The sequence below is a fragment of the Anaerocolumna jejuensis DSM 15929 genome (assembly GCF_900142215.1).
Lineage (GTDB): Bacteria > Bacillota > Clostridia > Lachnospirales > Lachnospiraceae > Anaerocolumna > Anaerocolumna jejuensis.
Genome location: NZ_FRAC01000015.1, coordinates 161,502 through 180,898 on the forward strand (window position 1 = coordinate 161,502; position 19,397 = coordinate 180,898).

The 19,397-nt window shown below is 35.2% G+C and carries 18 protein-coding genes; 2 read left to right on the forward strand and 16 right to left on the reverse strand.

Annotated features, from left to right (window positions below):
* Window positions 1-6: 6 nt before the first annotated feature.
* From BUB77_RS15630 to BUB77_RS15680, 11 genes are all read right to left on the reverse strand, one after another.
* Window positions 7-2,031 carry an ATPase, T2SS/T4P/T4SS family gene (locus BUB77_RS15630; RefSeq protein WP_073277565.1) on the reverse strand — a complete coding sequence of 675 codons (2,025 nt, stop codon included), beginning with the start codon at window positions 2,029-2,031 and terminating at the stop codon, window positions 7-9.
* Between the two features lie 14 nt (window positions 2,032-2,045).
* The gene (locus BUB77_RS15635; RefSeq protein ID WP_073277567.1) at window positions 2,046-2,870 is read right to left on the reverse strand and encodes a hypothetical protein; all 825 of its coding nucleotides are present in this window, start codon (window positions 2,868-2,870) and stop codon (window positions 2,046-2,048) included.
* A gap of 21 nt (window positions 2,871-2,891) precedes the next feature.
* Entirely contained in the window at window positions 2,892-3,512 is a 621-nt protein-coding gene (locus tag BUB77_RS15640; RefSeq protein WP_073277569.1) for a hypothetical protein, read from the reverse strand.
* Window positions 3,513-3,549: 37 nt separating this feature from the next.
* Window positions 3,550-4,425: a CpaB family protein gene (locus tag BUB77_RS15645; protein WP_139241200.1), complete on the reverse strand. Its 876-nt coding sequence runs from the start codon at window positions 4,423-4,425 to the stop codon at window positions 3,550-3,552.
* A 216-nt stretch (window positions 4,426-4,641) separates the two neighbouring features.
* A complete protein-coding gene (locus BUB77_RS15650; protein WP_139241201.1) occupies window positions 4,642-5,280 on the reverse strand; it encodes a hypothetical protein in 639 nt (212 codons plus the stop codon).
* Window positions 5,281-5,297: 17 nt separating this feature from the next.
* Window positions 5,298-6,422, reverse strand: coding sequence for a M23 family metallopeptidase (locus tag BUB77_RS15655; protein WP_073277575.1), 1,125 nt, complete (start codon window positions 6,420-6,422; stop codon window positions 5,298-5,300).
* A gap of 217 nt (window positions 6,423-6,639) precedes the next feature.
* Window positions 6,640-7,662: a sigma-70 family RNA polymerase sigma factor gene (locus tag BUB77_RS15660; RefSeq protein ID WP_073277577.1), complete on the reverse strand. Its 1,023-nt coding sequence runs from the start codon at window positions 7,660-7,662 to the stop codon at window positions 6,640-6,642.
* Between the two features lie 217 nt (window positions 7,663-7,879).
* Window positions 7,880-8,200 (reverse strand): hypothetical protein, encoded by a 321-nt coding sequence (locus BUB77_RS15665; RefSeq protein ID WP_073277579.1) that lies wholly within the window; start codon window positions 8,198-8,200, stop codon window positions 7,880-7,882.
* A 369-nt stretch (window positions 8,201-8,569) separates the two neighbouring features.
* The gene (locus tag BUB77_RS15670; protein ID WP_073277581.1) at window positions 8,570-10,936 is read right to left on the reverse strand and encodes a hypothetical protein; all 2,367 of its coding nucleotides are present in this window, start codon (window positions 10,934-10,936) and stop codon (window positions 8,570-8,572) included.
* A 255-nt stretch (window positions 10,937-11,191) separates the two neighbouring features.
* Complete coding sequence (locus BUB77_RS15675; protein ID WP_073277583.1) at window positions 11,192-12,001, reverse strand: hypothetical protein; 810 nt, start codon at window positions 11,999-12,001, stop codon at window positions 11,192-11,194.
* A 79-nt stretch (window positions 12,002-12,080) separates the two neighbouring features.
* Entirely contained in the window at window positions 12,081-12,710 is a 630-nt protein-coding gene (locus tag BUB77_RS15680) for a hypothetical protein (RefSeq protein ID WP_073277585.1), read from the reverse strand.
* A gap of 280 nt (window positions 12,711-12,990) precedes the next feature.
* Here BUB77_RS15680 and BUB77_RS15685 point away from each other — a divergent pair, with 280 nt between their 5' ends.
* Together BUB77_RS15685 and BUB77_RS15690 are read left to right on the forward strand one after the other, a co-directional pair.
* On the forward strand, window positions 12,991-13,683 hold the full coding sequence (locus BUB77_RS15685; RefSeq protein ID WP_073277587.1) for a DUF4046 domain-containing protein: 693 nt from the start codon (window positions 12,991-12,993) through the stop codon (window positions 13,681-13,683).
* Between the two features lie 70 nt (window positions 13,684-13,753).
* The gene (locus BUB77_RS15690; protein WP_073277589.1) at window positions 13,754-14,560 is read left to right on the forward strand and encodes a hypothetical protein; all 807 of its coding nucleotides are present in this window, start codon (window positions 13,754-13,756) and stop codon (window positions 14,558-14,560) included.
* A 76-nt stretch (window positions 14,561-14,636) separates the two neighbouring features.
* On the opposite strand, the gene BUB77_RS29470 is transcribed toward BUB77_RS15690, so the two are convergent.
* From BUB77_RS29470 to BUB77_RS15720, 5 genes are all read right to left on the reverse strand, one after another.
* A complete protein-coding gene (locus tag BUB77_RS29470) occupies window positions 14,637-15,740 on the reverse strand; it encodes a helix-turn-helix domain-containing protein (RefSeq protein ID WP_073277591.1) in 1,104 nt (367 codons plus the stop codon).
* Between the two features lie 382 nt (window positions 15,741-16,122).
* Entirely contained in the window at window positions 16,123-16,926 is an 804-nt protein-coding gene (locus tag BUB77_RS15705) for a hypothetical protein (RefSeq protein WP_073277595.1), read from the reverse strand.
* A gap of 3 nt (window positions 16,927-16,929) precedes the next feature.
* A complete protein-coding gene (locus BUB77_RS15710; RefSeq protein WP_073277597.1) occupies window positions 16,930-18,447 on the reverse strand; it encodes a hypothetical protein in 1,518 nt (505 codons plus the stop codon).
* Window positions 18,444-18,761 (reverse strand): hypothetical protein, encoded by a 318-nt coding sequence (locus tag BUB77_RS15715; RefSeq protein ID WP_073277599.1) that lies wholly within the window; start codon window positions 18,759-18,761, stop codon window positions 18,444-18,446. Before BUB77_RS15715 ends, BUB77_RS15710 begins: the two co-directional genes overlap by 4 nt.
* Window positions 18,762-19,394: a DUF5081 family protein gene (locus BUB77_RS15720; RefSeq protein ID WP_073277601.1), complete on the reverse strand. Its 633-nt coding sequence runs from the start codon at window positions 19,392-19,394 to the stop codon at window positions 18,762-18,764.
* Window positions 19,395-19,397 lie beyond the last annotated feature (3 nt).

The window sequence follows — 19,397 nt, forward strand, 5'->3', positions numbered from 1 at the left end:
AATGCTTTAATCTCCCATATTAAATTGTTTTGCTACTGAACTTCTGTTGCTGAGAATTGCAAGTGCCGAATTAAAATCCACAGCATTTTCTTCCGCACTTCTGGCATTTTCGAATTTAGCCGTATCGTCATACGCTTCTTTTCTGGCAACGCCCTGGTATTCTTCCATGGATTCACCCCTCCAATAATAGGCCAAGAACCGGTCAAATTCTTCCCGTTCTTTTTTGGAAAGCACTTCCCGGATTTTTCTTGTTAACCCGTCGCTGAATTCTTCCTTCGCCATATAGGTGTCTGTTTCCGTGTTATAGACCAGAACATCTCTTGTTGAAAAGGATATACGGTCAGTTTGCCTTGTGTAGTATTCCTTGTCCAATTCATATCTGGATTCTTCCAGCCCTATTTCATTATTGTAACCAGGATAAGGGATACCCTCCTCTAACTGTGTGATTTCTGTAATACGCTTAATATAACGCTTCCCATCCGGTGTAAAATCAAGATGGATGTTGATTTTCAAAACATCGGTAACCTGCTTCTCCGCTGTAGTCATATTATCAAAGCCGCCGGCATTTACCAGTGAATTTCTTAATGTTAAGACAAGGTCTTTGGCTTCGTTGGCATGATGTGAGAACAAAGTAAACAACGATCCTGTCATTGCCAGCTGAATCATACGGGCGGCAACCGGGTCAGTGGCTACTTCACCGATTATCGTAATAGAAGAATCCGATTTCTTTAACGCATCCTGTAAGGATTCTGCGGTAACCGTGCCTGTCTCCTGTACCGAATAGATATTCCTGTTGGGGTATATTTCACGTAGATACATTTCAGGTGCCATTTCAAGTACACGGATATTATACCTGGGGTCCATATATGCAATAATCGCTTTCATAAGCGTTGTTTTACCGGAGCCCTGGCGGCCTGTAACAGCAGTTGTTATCTGTCCTCGCATCAGGAACTCAATTAATTTGATAGCAACTTCCCCATCCGTAACACCCGGCTTTATGACCAATGCTTCCGGTGTGATAATATCCAGTGTAAATTTACGTACAAAAGCTGCCCATACTTCACCGGCCGGGGGCCTTACAGCTAAAATACGGGATTTATCGTGCATTGTATTTACTAAATATCCGCGTTTTGCCGATAAGGGTCCCGGGGAATTCCAGCGGATCAGCAGCTGTACAATCCTCCTTATCTCATCCTCAGAACCAAAATCGAGGAATTGCAAATGTATATATGAGCCTTTAAAGTACAGCCATAAAGCATTGGTTGCTTCACTGCATGCGTCGGCATTCTCTTCCCCGTCTGCCTGTGAGCTGACATTGATGGCATCCATTACGGAACCGGAAACTCCTACATTGTAACCGTTGACATTCATCTCTGCCAGCGTGTCAATACAGCCAAAGCCCTTATAGGCCTGATATAAAAGAGTTGTAAAAATGTCGGTAACCTCCGGGTCTGTCAAGTGGTACTCTAATTTAAAATAGCTTTCCTCCAAATCTGTTTTTGTTATGTAGTAGGCTCTGTCATTCTCACCGCCAATACCAACTGCCGGTCTCTCACCTTCGAACTCATTTTCCAGTATCCACTTTGTTAAGGCATCTCTCCCATAATCTTTTTTATATTTGTACATGATAATTTCGAACATGGTATTGGTATTGGGTTCGCTTTCCCTGTCAAGACCTATTATCTGCCTCATCTTCTCCGGCTTCATATGGTCGTCAAGAAAGGTATGTATCATTTCTTTTACCATTAATTTTGCACTATCTATACCGTAAACTGAATTTTTAAGAGCTTCCTTCCTTTGTGCTTTTCTTTTTGCAAGGCGTTTTAAGTCTTCATCGGTTTCCAGGCTGCTTATAGAATCCTCTTTTGTGAGATTAACGATATAAATTTTCAGGGCATCCAATACCTCTTCAAAGGAAGATAAATCCTCTTCTACAACCACCTGCTTTTTAGCTTTCGCACGCACATACAAGAAAAAGAGAATCAAAGTAATTGCTATTATGGAAGCTAATCCGAGATTGAAATTGCTCATAATGTATCCTCCCTTTAATAACCCCTGGCTTTTCTCTTTTCTTCTCTGACGGCTTGCTTAATGCTCTGTATGCCGCTGACCAAATGCTTGATATCAGCGTCCAATTCCAATACATCCACATTTCTTTTTTGAATCTGTTCCGACAAATACTTTAACTGCCCTCTGTTTTCACAATAGGGAATCCACTGGCTGAACCTGATATGGTACCATTTGCTTGGATGCTTAATTCCGAGTACGTTTGCCGCATCTTTATCTGTGCCGATCATATCAATATATTTATTCATAACAACTAAATTTGGAATGTTAGCAGTTTGTTTCAATATTTTTGCTTTTTGCCCTGAAAACCTTTGGAGCTCTGACAGTGATTGTGTCAAAACAATAATCAGGCAATCCGTATGGGCAAGAACCAATTTCACATTCTCTTTTTCCAAATTGTTTTCATCTATATCAAATACAATATAATCATATGGGAAGTCTTTGCATATAAAGGACAGAACCGTCTGCATCTGTTCATCATTTACATTTTTGTCTTTTCCGGTTCTGGAAACAAAGGTATCAAGACTGAATAAGTCAAAGCGTTCCGTGATTTCCCTGCAATAATTCCCTATATCTTCTTTCCTGAGCCCGCCTTCTCTTATCAGGTTTATTAGCTGCAGAGGATTACTTGTCTGGTCATCTGATTCTTCTAATCCAAAATAAGGGAACATGGATTCAGATTTACTTGTCACATGCGTTAGGCAAACGCTTTTATTCCGGGAAGACAGCTCATAGGCTAAAAGTGCCGCCACCGTAGTATTCCCATTTCCATGAACATGGGGTGAGATTACCGATATATTCATAATCATATTTCCTTTCCATTATTATTTCGAAAAAGAATATCTCTTTCTTTTAAGCAATTTCTGAAATTCCTCCGGCTTTATGTTCAGGGCAGCAGCAAAGGCATCCCCTAATAATATGGAAACAGTTTTATCTTTTAAAGGCAATAATTGCCTTAGCTGCTCTACGCGAAATAAATAGAAGGAATAATCCGGCTTCCAGACTATTTGATGCATATGTACCTCTTTGGGGTCCAATCTTTTATTTTTATTAGGAGTTAATGTCAAGGTTCCAAAGGCGGCATTTTCATAATCCTCTCTTATGTCTTCAATAGAATTGCCCAAAAATGTAGTATTTTGTTCACATAGCAGCAAATTGTACTGCATTTCTTTTGAAATATACGAATCGGAAATAAAAATAAGATATTCCGTCTCATCTTTGATTGCCAGCTCTTCAATTTTCAGGATATTTTCCATCGACATGGTAGGTAATACGTAAATCTTTACACTTTCAATTTCACCGTAATTTTCTTTACCGCTGTAGAGCCTTTTGTATGCGGCATCATCCGTAACCACCCATGTGCGCCCTGCTATGGAACATGCCCGCATAAATGGATATGCCAATACTCTCTTGTCGGCTTTTCCCGTTATCGCTAATTTAATCATATTGTGTTCTTCTCCTTTTGCACCAGCTCATAGGATACTATTTGCCATCAGAAGAATCTTCCTGCGTATTTTGTTCCTGTGTATTTTGTGCCTGTGCATTGTATTCTGCTTCTGCCTGCTTTTGTGCCTGTAACGCATCATAATCATCTTTTGCCTGCTTAAATTTATCAGCAAGGCTCTGCTTTCCATTTGTTACCGTATCATTAATTGTTACTTTTTCTGAGCTTAATAACTGCTTTTCCAGCTGTTCCCTCCGCTTTAAGACATCACTGTAATCGGAGGTATCAATATTGGGATCCAGCAGCATTGTCTTCAGAACATCAAGGCTGACAGGATAATATTGCTGTGCGGCAGTCTGTATCCCGCCTTCGATATAGGTAGAGCCATATGCTTTTGTACTGGAAAATAAAGCCTCATCCGTCTGCATGGACTGATAGGAATAAAAATCCTGCTGAGAAACAATCAGCTTAAGTGTTGAGCCATTAATTTCAACTACTTCTTTATGGGTCATTGCAATATAATCCTGCCCTAATGGAAATGCAATTCTGATATCAACATAATCTCCTATTTCGATTCCGATGGGAATTTCATCCAGAACAACATCTAAGGTTCTTTCATCATCTGTTAATTTCTGCTGCATTAACATATCTGATGTTACAATTGTGCCGCCGGCTAACGAGATTTTGTAATAAAAGCCTTCAATATCAGGCAATGATGTAATTGCATTTGCCGGCACTGAATATTCCGGAATCTGAACCATCGAAAATTGAAAATCCTGCATTTGAGTTCCGCTCTTGGCATTGGTATTTAACTGATAAACCGTAACCAATTCACCGATTTCGTCCAACTGCTGCTGCAGCTTGTTTATCTCAGCCTCCCGCTGGGCTATGATATTTTCATCATTTTTTTTCATAATAAAAACTCCTGCGGCTGCTAATAACAATACAAGCACAATAGCCATTACAAAGTACTTTTTCTTTGAGTACATATCCGTTATCACCGTAACATGATACTTTACGGGATACCTCCTTCCTATTGGGTTTCCTGAATGATTTTATTAAGAGGTTTTTTATTGGATTAACTTACATACAGTTAATATGACAGAATTTTTTTTATTAGCCTTCATTTCTTACTCTTTGCCGTTTTTAATTTCAGTGACTGATTCCAGTGCCGCCGGGATATCAATGCCCTTTTTGCACTGCTTGTAAATCAAGGTTCCTGTTTCCGCATCAGAATTATACAGGAGTAATCCCCGCATTATATTTCCTTCTTTCTTTTCTATGTAACATTCCAAATAATCCGGCGTTAAAAACAGGAACCGGAATTTACCCCCAGCTGCTTCATTTGTTAAAAATGCCTGTATTTCCTCTGTCCTGCATTTATACACAAAACCTGAATCATCCGCATACTGCTCCAGACTGGCGGCCTTTAAAGGAGCCCTATTGTCAATTTTAAAACCGGCATATTCATTGGTAAATTCCGTCTTAATTTTAGTAATAGTTTTATTTGTTTTAACTCCGTTTTTTTCGGTCAATATTAGATAAGATTCCTTTTTCCCTGTATCATAGCGGACTTCATAGGTTTTTGAAGAATTTTCATCCTTTTCTGCAAAATATTCCGTCACAGTATAATCCTGCTTATTAGCATCTATATTGATTTTATGTCTTTTATTCACGTTCAAATAAACAAACAGTATTGCCAAAAGCATTATTAAGATGAATGCTATAATTAAAATCCGTTTCTTCGTTAAATATAGTACTTTTTTCATTGCCGCCCTTCTTTCAGTCATTTATTTTCCTTATCAATACTCTCCGATGGTGCCTTTTCTATCACTATGTTATCAGGGGTATCCGTATAATTGTTATCACCCTGAATGGTTATTTGCTCCGTTTTACCGGCTTTGTCTGTAATTGTTCCGGCTTTAAAATCAGGTGCTTTCTTAGTAATTCCAGCTGTTATATCAGCCGTTATACTATCTCGCAGTTCAGAATAATCCCTTTTTTCAATGGTACAGCCAGGATTGGAATTTTCCCATTGTTCATACCATTTACCGCTCCTCGAACCATACAGCAGCAATGGATCAGCATAGACAGTATTTAATTTGAATTTTATAGTTATGCTTTTTGTTTTTGTTTTCCCAATAGTGTTATACTGTTTAACTATTTGTTTTTTTACAACAGAAGGCCGAATTCCTAGGTACTCTATTTCTATTGATTTACCACTCCTTACCGTAACTGAATTATCCGTAACAGCTGTTACAATTCCATTAAACTGAGAATAGATTTTATTTTTTTGTTTTATAGCAATTGTAAGTCCCTTATTATACTGCTGCTTGCCGCTGTCAATGGAATAGGAGCTGCCAAAGGGTATCGAAATTAACAGACCGGCTTTGGTAAAGGGGTTCATTTTATAACCGATAATACCGATATCGGTGCTATCATCTGCTGCTTCTAACAGAGAGTTTGCATAAGCAATTTTAGCTTCTATATTCTCCTCGTCTATTAATGACAAATCTGAATAACTTTCATTGCTCTCCACACCTCTAAGAGATGCTGCTGTCTGATATTCGACATAATTATTCAGTATTGTTTTGATTGGCTTATTACTGACAAAATTTGACTCCAATATGTCTTTTGCATTATACCAGGCATCTTCTTTTTCTTTAAATTCCTTTATTTTTTCATCTCCAACCTCTCCCAAATGGGAAACCAGTTCATTCCATTCTTTCTCTTTATAGCAAGTGCTTAAGAGACGCTTTATTTCAAGCATGGAACCGTCTTCCGACAATCTGTGCATCCCCATTAACACCCTTAAATCATCTGTGGTATAACTGGCAGATGCATAGGAATTTACAGGGATTAACAATATGAATACCAGTATAAAAAAAAGAATTCGTTTCAATTTTCTCATTATTTACACCTTTTATGTTTTTTATATTTTATATTAATATGACAGAATGTTTTTATATTCAACCTATTAAGTTGCTTATTCCAAGAAAAAAGCTATAAAAATAGCAATAAAAAAAGCTATTTTAAAATAGCTTTTAATTGTTTTAAAAAATATAATAAAAGACATACAGGAACAGGACTTCCTTCCATGCAGGATTCCCTGCTCCAGCTGCCGTAATCTATACATCAAATTCATTGTCTGTTAATGCATGGGTACGCATAATCCTATTTCCTTCTTCTTCAGAAACAAAGGAAATATATTCTGCATTAAGTATTTTTTCCGATTTACTTAATCCGGAAACTATATTGGTCTTCTTTACAGCAGTATAAAGTTTTCTTAAAGCACTTGCATGATATTTCCGTACTTTTTCATAAGGGATGCCTAAAGTATCACTTATGTTTCGAAATTCCTTTTTGGTAGGAAATACTGCCGCTTTTTCAGAGGTATCCCCTTTGCCTGACAGTCCATAATACATTGTGATAATTTGTTTCTCCGTTTCCGTCAAATGCTTCTCAATGGTGTTGTTTATTGTTTCTTCCAGCTCTTTCTTTAATATAATCTGTTCAGGTGTATCATTTTCATCCGCTTTGTTCATAAATACTTCGTCAAACTCCACATTTGCACTCGAAGCTGTCATGCATCTCAGCTGCTTTACATTTTCAGGTGTTATCCCTGTTATCTCAGCTATTTTTACATCTGTGGTTTCCTGATTCTGACTTTCCAGCAAACTGATTGCCTTATTAATTTTATACTTTTCATTTGCATAATAAGTGGATAACCCATTGACATAATTATTGATATACTGGCTTACTTCATGCTTGATATATAAAATAAAAAAAGTCGTTGGTTTTGCTATTTCCGGATTAAACTTTTCCAAGCCAATCACAATTCCCATCCGCGCAGCCTGTATCATATCTTCATAATGTGCTCTGATAAAAGTGGGATATTGTTCTGAAATAAACTTTGATATGAATTTATCCATTTTTTTAATAAACAGTTCCTTTGCCCTGTCACTTACCACTGGATTATTCATGTCTCTTGCAGCTTCAACGAGAATTGCTGTCATTTTTACATCTCTGTTAAAATAACTGGATACAAACTCCAAAGTGTCTAACTTCTCCATTAGACTTCCGGTCTTCATTATGTTTTTTACATCATTTACCAGTTCCTCATCACAAATATCACTGCTTTGATTTTCCATTCGTCAAACCCCTCTCACAGACTATTAACTAACAGATATTTATGCGATTTACCTTTTTATCTTTCTGTATAAAAATAGATTTAAAGATAAATTCCCCCTTTTATTAACATAGTATAACAAATATAGATAAAAAAGTAAATATTATTGCAATTAAATTTAAGACTGTTTTCTATAAAACAAAAAAAGAGCTGACAGCTCTTTTTTTCATAAATAATATCTATCTTTGTGTAATGTATACTGCGTTTTCATCATTTAAGGCCGTTAATTCCCAATCTCCAATATGTAAGCTTAGAGCATTATCCTTTAAAATATCATTTCCGCCGATTTCCTTCATTCTTTTAATAATATTTTCACTGGGCTCCAGACCATTCTCGATGATATTATGTCCATTGCATGTATGAATAATAACTTTATCATTTATATAAAAAGCATTAATTACTTCATATGTTAATTGTTTGTAAAAATTACCCATAATATATTCACACATACTGTCTCTGACTAAATCCAGATAATTCATTTTAATAACAGTATTGTCCATTTAAATTATACTCCTTTCTATATACTAATATGCATAGATATACTGTTATCTATGAATTCAGAATATAACAATAATATTATAGCTCTCAGAGGTTTTTGCTGTATATAAGGTCTATAATAATTATCGGTTAGAAATCAATTTAATGTTATACATAGCCAGAATTTTAACACAAATATAAATATTAATTTTAAATAAATAAAACTAATCTATCATAATATGATTAAAAATTTGTAATAAATACAACAAAATAACTTTTTACTTATGGTAAACTATACCCATTCTAAAATATGGCTAACTTGTGGTATACAGTTTTTACAGTTATTTTATATATTTAATATAAGGCTATTAGAAAGCACTTATCATTATAATCTATAATAGATTTCTTTTCAATATAGAATCCCATATTTTGGAAGTTTTTTTTGAAGGATTATCACTGTCATGTAAAGGAATGAAACATATTTTATAACCTTCCATTATTCTACGGATCATTATCTCTTTCTCTCTTGAAGTTACCAGGTTAAATGCAAATATCCATTCTGCGGACAAATTGCCCAGGCTCCTGATAAATTTCGATAAATTACCAAGATATTTTTCATCTCCGTTGCATACCATGATTTTAATATTACAACGCTTCAGCTCTAAAAGCTGGTCTTCATTTAATTCTCCCAGGATACCACAATCATAAACAATAAATCGATTATTGCTAAAAACACTGCCATAATCAGTATCTTTGGTATATTCCGCTATTCCCTCATCCTCCATGTCATAGGCACCCTTTTTATGGCATATGCAAATATTTTCGGCATATGCACCTGATATGTATTTTGCAAAACTTAACCCGGTATGAGAACAGCCGCAGCCATGTTTTAATCCTGTTATAAATATAGTTTCTTTTCCGCATAAGACCTGATTTATTAACTGTTTTTTTCTGGGCTTGTTCCTGTTATCCTCTATATATTCAAAAGTACTCATTTCCTGATTATCGTCATCATAGCTATCTGTGCCTTCATTTTTAGAGCCATATTCATACTCATCATTATTTTTAGCATTATCCGCGAAAAATCCCCGTTTGTTTTCTGCTGAAAACCATTGGTTTAGTATTGAAGGCTTGTTTTCATTCTTTTGCTGTGTGTACGATTTGGATGGGCTGCCATCGGCTTTGTTGGTCAAAAATCCTTTTGCAGCTGTACTCGATTCTTTGAGATAATCTTCTTTTAACTCATATGGCTTCTTACTTGTATCATTTACTTTATAATTATAATATTCATCCTCTTGTATTCCGGTGTTATCAGCCTTATTGCTATTCTGAGCCGGTATATTATTTTCTTTTACAAACTTCTCCTCATGATCAGGCTTTATAAAAGTATTTGCTGCCGCCAATTCTTCTTTGACGTATTTATTTTCCTTGGGAGCAGCAGTAATCTTCTGTACCGGTTCAGTCTTAGATGGCTGTGTCTTTTGTAACCGGTCAGCCAATTTTACTTTATTTCCCTTTGTACGTTCTGGATCTTCTGATTTTACCGTCTTTACTGTTTGCGCTAGTACATGGTCCGGCAACAGCATTTTCCCAAGTGAAGAACTATTGGAATCACTATTCTTACGTTTTGCTTCTCGTTCCAGCCAGACGTTTCTCCAAGAGTGCTCTGATTTATTTAATGTATTCAGCTGTTTTATTCTGTTTACACTGTTACTATCTGCATCGTTTGTAATATCAAGGTCATAGCTTGACAGAGTTATTTTTAGTAATCTCTTTAATTCCAAAGAACACTCTCTAAAAACTTCGAAGGATTCATTTAAAGGCTCTATGCCCTGTTTATCTTCCTTGTATAAAATTGAATATTTAAAGCTGCCGTTATTCTGCAGCTTGCCAGATTGAGTGGTATCGGCCATATCCGAACATATAAATACTTTTTTCATTTTACTTAAATATACGGATTCCTCATAATTCATACTACTAAAATCAAAAATTATCACATCCGCCGAATAAATATCATTGTCCGGATTCCAGCAGGCATAATAATCTACAGCTGCACAGGTAACAATATCGTTTTCTAATAAGGATGGAATTAATTTGCTTACTATTGTTCCTTGGGAAAAATCCGGTTCAATCAATGCAACTTTATAGCCTCCCATTGCAATATAATTTGCAGCGGAAATTGCAGTAATTGTGCAATCAAATTCTTTGTCCGAGCCGCAAAATCCGATTGTGACAGACCTTTCATTAAAGATTGGCTGCTTTCTTCTCTCCGGTGCAGGCTTTTCAAATTGTATACTCTCAGCTTCTTTCTCTGACAGCTTACCCCAGTCATCCTTAACTCCCATATCCAAACCGGCATAGATCATTGCAGCCTGTCCTGCTCTGCCCATTAATAAAAGCTCCCCCGCCTCATCCATAACAGTATCACTTTCAAATAAAATATTATATAAATTATTTTTGATGTAATCCAATAACTCCACATTTCCTTTTCGGCTGCGGTTAAGGATTGGGATAATTATTATATTATTATTTTTACCCATCGCTATCAAATCGTTCACCGAAATAGAATAATCCTTCAACTGCTCCGAAACAATAATTGCATTGATATCCGGGTATTTTGATATAATATCCTTCATCTCATCTACAGATTGGGCTGAGTATATCGTATCTATCTGAACTCCATAGGCTGTTAATGCTTTTTTCCATGCTTTATCATCCTTATAACCTTCTGCTGCAAGCAATAATTGAAATTCGTTCATTTTCTCATACCTCTCCTTATTTATTAATAGGAGGCTGTTGCAAAATGTACCTCTGCGGAGTATAAACTTGCCTTACACACCGGTTGACCGACATCTGGCATGATTTGTATGGTAAAATCGTACATAAAATGTTCGCTAATAGCATACAAATCATATCATCTATCTGTCAAACAGTGCATTATGGCAAGTTATACTCCGCAGAGCTTCCTTTTGCAACAGCCTCACCTGTCTTTCCGTTCTTTTATAATAATTGATTTATTGTGTTGCAGTATCAGCTGTGTCTGATTTTGCAGCATCCTTCTCTGATAACTTAGAAAAAGAGAGCTGCTCTAATAAATCCCAGTTAATTGAAGTATTATAGTCATAATTCTTATCATACTTGTCCGCTAAATTATGATATGCCTCTATGAAATAGGATTCTTTTTCCGTTAATCCCTTATCCTTTGTATCCTTTACGGAGGTATTATAATTATCATCATAACCCTCAATTATGCTGTTATAGACTTTTTGAGCCAAAGCATTTTCTTCATAAAATTTTACAATAAGCTCCACCGTTAATGCTTTGTCGATTACATTGGCAGATGTTAAATCCTTATAATAAGTCTGAGCATTTTCTAATAATATTTTTTTTTCGCCATCGGATAAGGAGAACCCTATATCCTGGGCTTTCATACCCAGAACTTTTGTCATTCTAATCTGCTCGCAAATTGTACCTTTAACCTGCTCTTCAAATGTAACTGTCTTATTGCCGGATTCCGTAATTTTCTTATCCCAGTCTGCTTCTTTTTGCAGATTATATCCCTGGTAAACATCTGCTGCGTACAACAAGAATTCGTTCATTCCTACACTTTGGCTGTTTATTCTCATAACCTCATCATTATTAAAGGCCGCACTTACGGCAGAGTCATTTCTACTATCTAGCTTGCTGTATACACATACCCCTGCAGTCAGCAAAAGAATAATAATAGCCAGTGAAACGATTTTATACTTGCTCCATTTTGTCTTCTTTTTGCTGATTTTTTCTGTGACTGCTTCATTCTTACTGCTTTTCAAACTCTCTGCCATGCCCTTACCCTCTCCTTTTTATTCTCAGCCATTTCAAACACATTCAGCCAATACCAACATACTTGATTTAATTATTTGTTTAATTATTCATTTCTATATATAAGACTCCTATTTGTTTATAATCTCCGTCATAAATTGGATGTTCAGAAAACACAGCATCATCTTTTATTTCAATTGATTTGTTTTCATTGTATTTGTTAAATTTTGTTTCACCCTTACCGGTAAATCCGTAAGGGGTTATAAACCCTCCGGAAATATCCTTTGTCACCACTTTGTCTTTCAATAGCCGATTATAGTTTACAAAAACAGCATCCATACTGTTGCCGTCCGCATCCTTAATTACACTTATCATATTGGTATCATTATTTTCCAATATGTATTTATAAAGCTTATCACTTTCATTCCTGCCGTTACTCTTTAAAAAATCAATAGTTGCTACTAAAATAGCATAATCAGTACCCTTAACTTCCATATACTTGTCTTTTATATTCTTACCGTATATTACCTCTTCCGTATCCTCCAAAACCCTGTCCTTTTCTTTTTCCACCTGATCCATTGTTGGCTGTACTGCCTTTTTGTTATTGGTATCAGAACGAATAAGGATAAAAGCTGCTATCACAGCTATCAATAAAATACTTATAAACAAAATTGCAATTATTTTCTTTTTCGTGGAAAAAAAATAAAGTTTTGTTTTTAAATTTAAAAACATAATTACAACCTCTTTTCATTACTAAACTAATTAACCTGATTCTTTCAATACAATATGATTGATTTTTTTGAATATAATGCAATAAAAAAAGATATCGAATCTTCTATTCGCTATCTTTTAGAAGAAAACATTACTAAGCCTAATTAACTGAATCTAAGAAATAAAATAACTGTCTTTTTTTTATTTTTAAAGTTCTTTTTGGTTATACATCCTAATTTCTTATCATTTCTATCATATTAATGTTAATCATTTAAAACATAAAACAGGATGGTGGGGGATCATGAATTCACAAAATATAATAACGGATTATAAAAAACTATTTTTAAAAGAGCATGGAGTTAATTTATCGACAAGTTATTTTTGCTATAATGCATATAACAACCATAAATTAGCACTTGTATTATTCCGATTTGCAATTGAGAACATTCTGAATTGGAAACCAGCGGACATCGTCAGCAGCCTTGATATCAATACAATAAAAAATCTTCATTTATTGGTACCATATAAATATCTAATGTTCCCGGATGAACTGAATAAGCAAAAAGATTGTTTTTATGTCGCACATCTGCTTTATCCAAATGAAATTCCTTACAGCACACGGGATTCCGTCATCATTTCCTATCAAAAAGTACTCAGCCAGGAAAACGGTAAGTTTACCAAAAATTTTTTTTCAGGTTCAGAAGGTGATCTCAGAGCTTGCATATGTCTGCAATATCTTTTAAAAGAGTATTTATCCTTTCCTTCTGTTGAAGAAATATATTATTTTTTCTCTACTGCAAAAGCACTGTCAACCTTAAAGCATTACCGTTTATCAGTTGTTTGCTCGGAGTACTATGAAAGTCCTCTTGAATTTGTACATAGTGCTTTACCGGAAACTCAAAAAAATGAATTGTATTTTCAATACTACCGTTTTGAAGCCGCCCTTAACGCTAAAAAATTAAAAACTAAAGTTAAACGTATTATTGGAAATTAAAAAGCAATTTTCACACACAAGATTGCGCCTGTGAAATCCTCGGCTCAATCTTGCGGTGTGCTGGGTAGACATGGCAGTTAGTGAGAAAGGCATGGTTATTAATATGAAAAAGTTAAAATTATCAAAAGCTTTATATATCTGCTGCGATATATGCTTAATAGCAATTTCCGTTATCAGCATACTATATTCCACTACTAGTTTAATCCTTACTAATAATGATACAAAATCTATTTTCAATATGGTAAATAAGGATTATGAAGCATGCTTTGGCAAAAAGTATGTGCACGAGGATACCTACTTTACAGATATCACCTGCATGAAAATGGAAATCACCTCAACAATCATAACGAAATCAACCGGTCTAAAGAATCAATATTATGATAGTATTCAGACTGGAAGGGATACAGACACCGCCGCCCGTTCCAGTAATTCAAACAACAGGGAATCCGAGGCTGTTATTATTTTAAAAGATGCTTTAAGTGATATACAGGATTACAATAAAGCAATTCCTTATGCAAACCATTCCTTACTGCTATTAAATAATTGTAATTCCTTATATTCTGCTTTAAATTATATGATTTACGGAAATGATGCCTTATTAAAGGATACCGTTAATTTTATTAATGACAAAGAAACTCTGTCTTTAGCCACCGAAAAGGATATCCAGGAAATTCATGTTATGGCCAATATGAGCAAAAATATTGTATTAAATCTGGATAAACATATTTATTTCTACAAATACACCGTACTTGCCGGACTTCTCCTTTTATTAGGAACATGTATAAATATATACAGAATAAATGCCAGAAAAAAGAAATACAGAAGAAAAAAATTTCCAAAGAAAAAAGGAACACAATCAATTTCCGGTAATGGCTGAAATCTTTAGATACTTCCATATCGCTGCTGTATTCCCGCCTTGGCAGCAGAAGCTTATACCTAGCCATAGGCCATGCTTATAGGCTTTTTATCATTTTTTCTAACATTTTAATATTTTTACTTAATTCATCTCTTGTTTTTTTCATAGACTCAAGCACATTGAATAATTCGTTTTTATTCATAACAACATCTGAAATATTGTCATTCAAATTTCCTTGCTCTGTTGACACCGATATGGAAGCATTTTCAGTATTGTAAGGGATACCCTCTGATTCTGAGCGAATAAAATTCAGCAATTTAACTTTAACCTTTTTGCTTATTTGCATTTTACCATTTTCAATCATACTAAGCTGACTTCTATTCACTCCGGATTTTTCAGAAACTAAAGCCTGGGTATATCCGCTTTCTTTTTTTATTTTTCTGATTGTATTTAATATCTCATCATTTGATATGTTATAGCCGGCTGTTTTCGTATTTTGCTCAGCACTATGAAAAATATCCTTTATAACCTCACCACTGTTTACCGTTAAATTCTGCGGTATTGCCGGATTCGTTCTAAAATAATCATTTAATTTGTTCTTCACCTTTTCCGTTAAGGTTCTCTTACCGGTTTCAATATATCCTATTTGAACAGATGTAATGCCAATGGCTTCACCAAGTTCTTTCCTGGATAAGCCGGCGGCAATTCTAACGGATTTTAGAATATCTCCGTTATTGATAACATTGTTTTGCAACTGCCGCTGATCATTGGTATCTGCCGTTGGCTGACCTGTTTCTTTAACTGATTCTATACCTGCTGCTTTTCTTCTTGCTTTATCTGTTTCTATACCTGCTTTACTTATTGCTTTATCTGTTTCTATACCTGCTTTACTTATTACTTTATCTGTTTCTATATCTGCTTCTTTATGTAAATCATATACCAACGGGACTGAATCCATTGTTTGTGAATACCTTCTCGTATCAATAACCTCAAACCAATTTTCCTGTAATCCAAAAACTTCTCTTATTTTCCTTTTATCCCTTGTTGGAAGAGGCATACAGCCTTTTTCAAGAAGCTTCAGAAAGCTTGGATTAATTTCTGTTTTTTTAGAGAATTCAGCTGCTGATAGCCCCAAGCTCTTCCTTATAATCTTGAGTTTTATACCATCCTCTTTCGACATAAGTGAATTTTCCCTGGTCATCTATTTACTCTCCTTTTTTCATCATTTGTATATCACCTCATATATTCAGAAGCTTCAAAACAATCATTCAGCTGGATTAACAGCTTAGCCTCCCTCTTCACAAGCTGAATTTACCTTTATCTTTAATATGATAGATATATCTTGCTTTTTATATAAAATATCCGTTTTTATGCCTTTTTCTTTGTTGAATAATCTTACTCTAATACTATTCAGACACTGCGGATTCCTTATGCTCTTACATGAAAAAGAGACAGACCAAAGCAAAGAAATCTCCATTCTTTACTCAATTCTATCTCCCTAATGCCACCTTTAAATTGGATTCTGCAATTTACCTGATTCAAGTTCATGATGTATTCAGCTGAAAATGCTGATTGCGTAATTATTACTTTGAAATACCAAAGATTACATCCCTGAGCTCCGGATAGGAATCTGCGGTATCTCCTTTTCCTTTAAAAGAAAGGATTGTACCATTATCGAATTCCATGCCAAAATCCCAAAATACCTCACCACTGGGCTCTTTCTCATTTATATAACTATAATTCCATTTATCAATATCAGCTTTCTCCAGAGCAGTTAATACTTCATCCCGTTCTTTTTCCGTAAGTTCCACAACATTATCTGCACGGCGGATATCCTCATATACAAAAGCAGTATTATATAAATAATATATTTTATTGTCTTTAAAGTCAATTACAAACGAAGAGCCTCCATCACCTATATAATTTGATGCAGCAAGGTAGCTTATTGTTTTAACATCCGGAAATTCCCCCTTAAATTCCTTGGCTTTATATAAATAAGAAAAATCGAACTTTCCTTCCGGTACCGGCTCATGAAAATCCTCCTGCAATCTTGCGAAGACACTTACTACATCCGATGGCTCGCTAAAGTTTTCTTTCTCATGGATAAAGAAATCCTCCGTTAATCCAAAAGCAGAGACAACCTCTTCTACCTCGTATTTCTTAATGTCTTCATCTGTTACATGAAAGGTTTTTATTAAAAATTCCCTGGTTGCTAATTTATCGCCGCTCGCATCCTTTGTTTTTTCAGCTGCACCTTTATCCTTTAGTCCGTTTTCTTTTCTGTTGTCTTCTCCCATAATCTTTTCTCCAATCTGCTTCCAAAATACACCGCCAATGAGTAATAAAATTAATACCAATACAGAAATCCACCGTTTTCTATTAAGCATCCTCTAATTTCCTTTCTGTGCGTTCATAAACTTTTCCATATTAGATATTGTAGAAGGAAAATATTCCTTCATCACTTCAATTACTTCATCATTAGACGTCATATATCTCGCAAATATATGTGCAAATAATTCCTCTCCCTGCGATCCATCGAACTTTCCGCCTGAATCAATCCAATAATAGTCCGGATGGCCATATGTACCTTTCAGTTTATTATCCGTATACCCTCCATAGATATCTGAAATTCCATTATATACTGTAGATTCTGTAACATTTGCTGTGAAATCAGCAGTATATGCAGAAATAATGGCATCATATACTTTTTTTTCCGTACTCTTGGCTGGGAAGCCTGAGAAATTTGGCGTCATTAGAGCTTTTACAACAGCATTCCGGTTGGTATTCGAAAGATGATACCCCTTCTTCTCCACATATTCATTAACACTGTTTTTTATATTTTCCCTTACATCATTTTCGGCAGATTCAAATACTGTTACACCCGCCCCGTCTACTGAAGTATTTTTTACCTTTGTTGTAAAAAATAAAAATTTATTATCCTTCAGGCTCATATCGTCAATTGCATGGCCGACTTCATGAAAAAATGTAACATACGCCCCTCTGGGGTCATCCCTTCCTTCATCGCTTACGCCATTGGGATTTGTTTCATGTAACCGTATATATAATTTCTTACTTCCGCTGTCATAGTATTGAGCGTTTTCATTTCCCTTGCTGTCTTTCCCATGATAATCATAATTGCCGATTTTTAATTCCTTCACATATTTAAAAAATACGAATCGATATGGTTCCTTTGCAGTATAAGCCATATACTTGATATTTTTAATATCTTCCAGATATCGTTTATCACCGTCTTTTGCAAGGGCCGCAAGAAAATGATTCATATTTTTGGCATCAGCAGGATTCAAATATTCATAATATTCTATAATCAGGTCCCTGTCTTCGTTAAAATTACTTATATCATAACCGGATGTTTTTTTCATATAAGGAGATACTTTTCCGTCATAATACCTGCCGATTGCGCTTAATAAACCTGCCTTCAGGCTGTCTGTCAATTTATCCTTATCTAAATTTCCGGCCTTTTTCGAAAAGTCTGCCTTTAATGCCGGATCTGTGATTACTGTTTCCATTATGGATTTCAACTGGTACTCCGTCCCCATTGAATTACACTTAATATCACTTGGGTTCAGTGCATAAATGTCAGCCAATGCTTTCATCACTCCATAGTTAAAAACATCATCAATGATATCTTCCCCGTCCAAGTGTATCTTCTTGCAAAAAAGTGTTAATTTTTCTCTGAGTGCTTCCAGCTCTGGAATTTTACTGTTGCTGATAGTGATACGGGCAGAGGATATTCCTGTCAAGCCTGAAGAAGAGATTGCAGAAGATGCCTGATCTGCCAGTTCATAGGAAGCTTTGAGTTCTGAAAAGATTTCCTTTGCACTGTAACCGTTCCATGCATTTTCGTGGTTTAACCATTCGTCATAATAGGATTTGTAATCTTTAATCATTTGATTGCTCCTCCTTTATTATAAAATATTTCCAATGCTTTATCAACAGAAAACGTTACATCCCTGACCATAATCGTATAATCGGCCAATTGTTCATAACATATTTTTAATACATCTAAATGATTATTCAATACAGTAAAATAATCATTTAATCCGGCAGTGGCTCTCCCCTTATAATTTGCCGCCATAATATTCTTCATATTCTTTGTTTCTGTTATAATTTCTCCAACAGAATTTGCACACTTATCAAATTCTGCCGAAATCAGGTCCATGTGATTTTGATTGACCATTATTTTTTGATTGGCTGCAGACATTTAAACCACCTCCATTCTTTTACGAAGCAGGCTGACTAATTCATCACTGTCTCTTTCATGCAGCAGGTTGTTTGCACAATCATAATAAAACCTTTTACCGCCGCTTTCAAAAAACAACTCCTTGGTGGATTTCTCTCCAGCTTTTATATCCACCGTAGTAATAGTAAAACTTGTTTGTATATTAATTTTATATTCACCTAATAGATCCCTTGAGCTCACACAGGTATCATTTTCATATTGAGATTCAGCTGCCGCATCAATATGCTGTAACAATTCAGGAAAGGTATCAATCAACGTTTCAACATTTTTTCCAGGATCAATTATTGCAAACAAATAGTCCCCGTTTCTATCTGCAGTTAATAAAACAGCTTCCTTCTCATCTATAAATCCAATTACCATATTCAGAACTTCTGCATACTTCTTCGCGTCCTTGAATTGTTTTATCTTTCTTACCTCTAATAATCCTTTTGTGGTTAAGGTGTTGTAATCTTCCAAAAATCCTTTTTCTATCAAGATATCTTTTACTATTTCCACTGCCGCCAGCGACATTCTTTTACTTGAAAACTTCTGCAGTGAATAGATATCCTCTCCATCTATTGCAGTGTTAAGTACATATAATTCATTATAATTCACAGG

Coding starts and splice junctions, on each gene's coding strand:
- BUB77_RS15630 (WP_073277565.1), bottom strand. CDS start 2,031: ATGAGCAATTTCAATCTCGGATTAGCTTCCATAATAGCAATTACTTTG.
- BUB77_RS15680 (WP_073277585.1), bottom strand. CDS start 12,710: ATGTTTTTAAATTTAAAAACAAAACTTTATTTTTTTTCCACGAAAAAG.
- BUB77_RS15715 (WP_073277599.1), bottom strand. CDS start 18,761: ATGTCTGCAGCCAATCAAAAAATAATGGTCAATCAAAATCACATGGAC.
- BUB77_RS15675 (WP_073277583.1), bottom strand. CDS start 12,001: ATGGCAGAGAGTTTGAAAAGCAGTAAGAATGAAGCAGTCACAGAAAAA.
- BUB77_RS15690 (WP_073277589.1), top strand. CDS start 13,754: ATGGCAGTTAGTGAGAAAGGCATGGTTATTAATATGAAAAAGTTAAAA.
- BUB77_RS15635 (WP_073277567.1), bottom strand. CDS start 2,870: ATGAATATATCGGTAATCTCACCCCATGTTCATGGAAATGGGAATACT.
- BUB77_RS15655 (WP_073277575.1), bottom strand. CDS start 6,422: ATGAGAAAATTGAAACGAATTCTTTTTTTTATACTGGTATTCATATTG.
- BUB77_RS15705 (WP_073277595.1), bottom strand. CDS start 16,926: ATGCTTAATAGAAAACGGTGGATTTCTGTATTGGTATTAATTTTATTA.
- BUB77_RS15685 (WP_073277587.1), top strand. CDS start 12,991: ATGAATTCACAAAATATAATAACGGATTATAAAAAACTATTTTTAAAA.
- BUB77_RS15660 (WP_073277577.1), bottom strand. CDS start 7,662: ATGGAAAATCAAAGCAGTGATATTTGTGATGAGGAACTGGTAAATGAT.
- BUB77_RS29470 (WP_073277591.1), bottom strand. CDS start 15,740: ATGACCAGGGAAAATTCACTTATGTCGAAAGAGGATGGTATAAAACTC.
- BUB77_RS15640 (WP_073277569.1), bottom strand. CDS start 3,512: ATGATTAAATTAGCGATAACGGGAAAAGCCGACAAGAGAGTATTGGCA.
- BUB77_RS15645 (WP_139241200.1), bottom strand. CDS start 4,425: ATGAAAAAAAATGATGAAAATATCATAGCCCAGCGGGAGGCTGAGATA.
- BUB77_RS15670 (WP_073277581.1), bottom strand. CDS start 10,936: ATGAACGAATTTCAATTATTGCTTGCAGCAGAAGGTTATAAGGATGAT.
- BUB77_RS15650 (WP_139241201.1), bottom strand. CDS start 5,280: ATGAAAAAAGTACTATATTTAACGAAGAAACGGATTTTAATTATAGCA.
- BUB77_RS15710 (WP_073277597.1), bottom strand. CDS start 18,447: ATGATTAAAGATTACAAATCCTATTATGACGAATGGTTAAACCACGAA.
- BUB77_RS15665 (WP_073277579.1), bottom strand. CDS start 8,200: ATGGACAATACTGTTATTAAAATGAATTATCTGGATTTAGTCAGAGAC.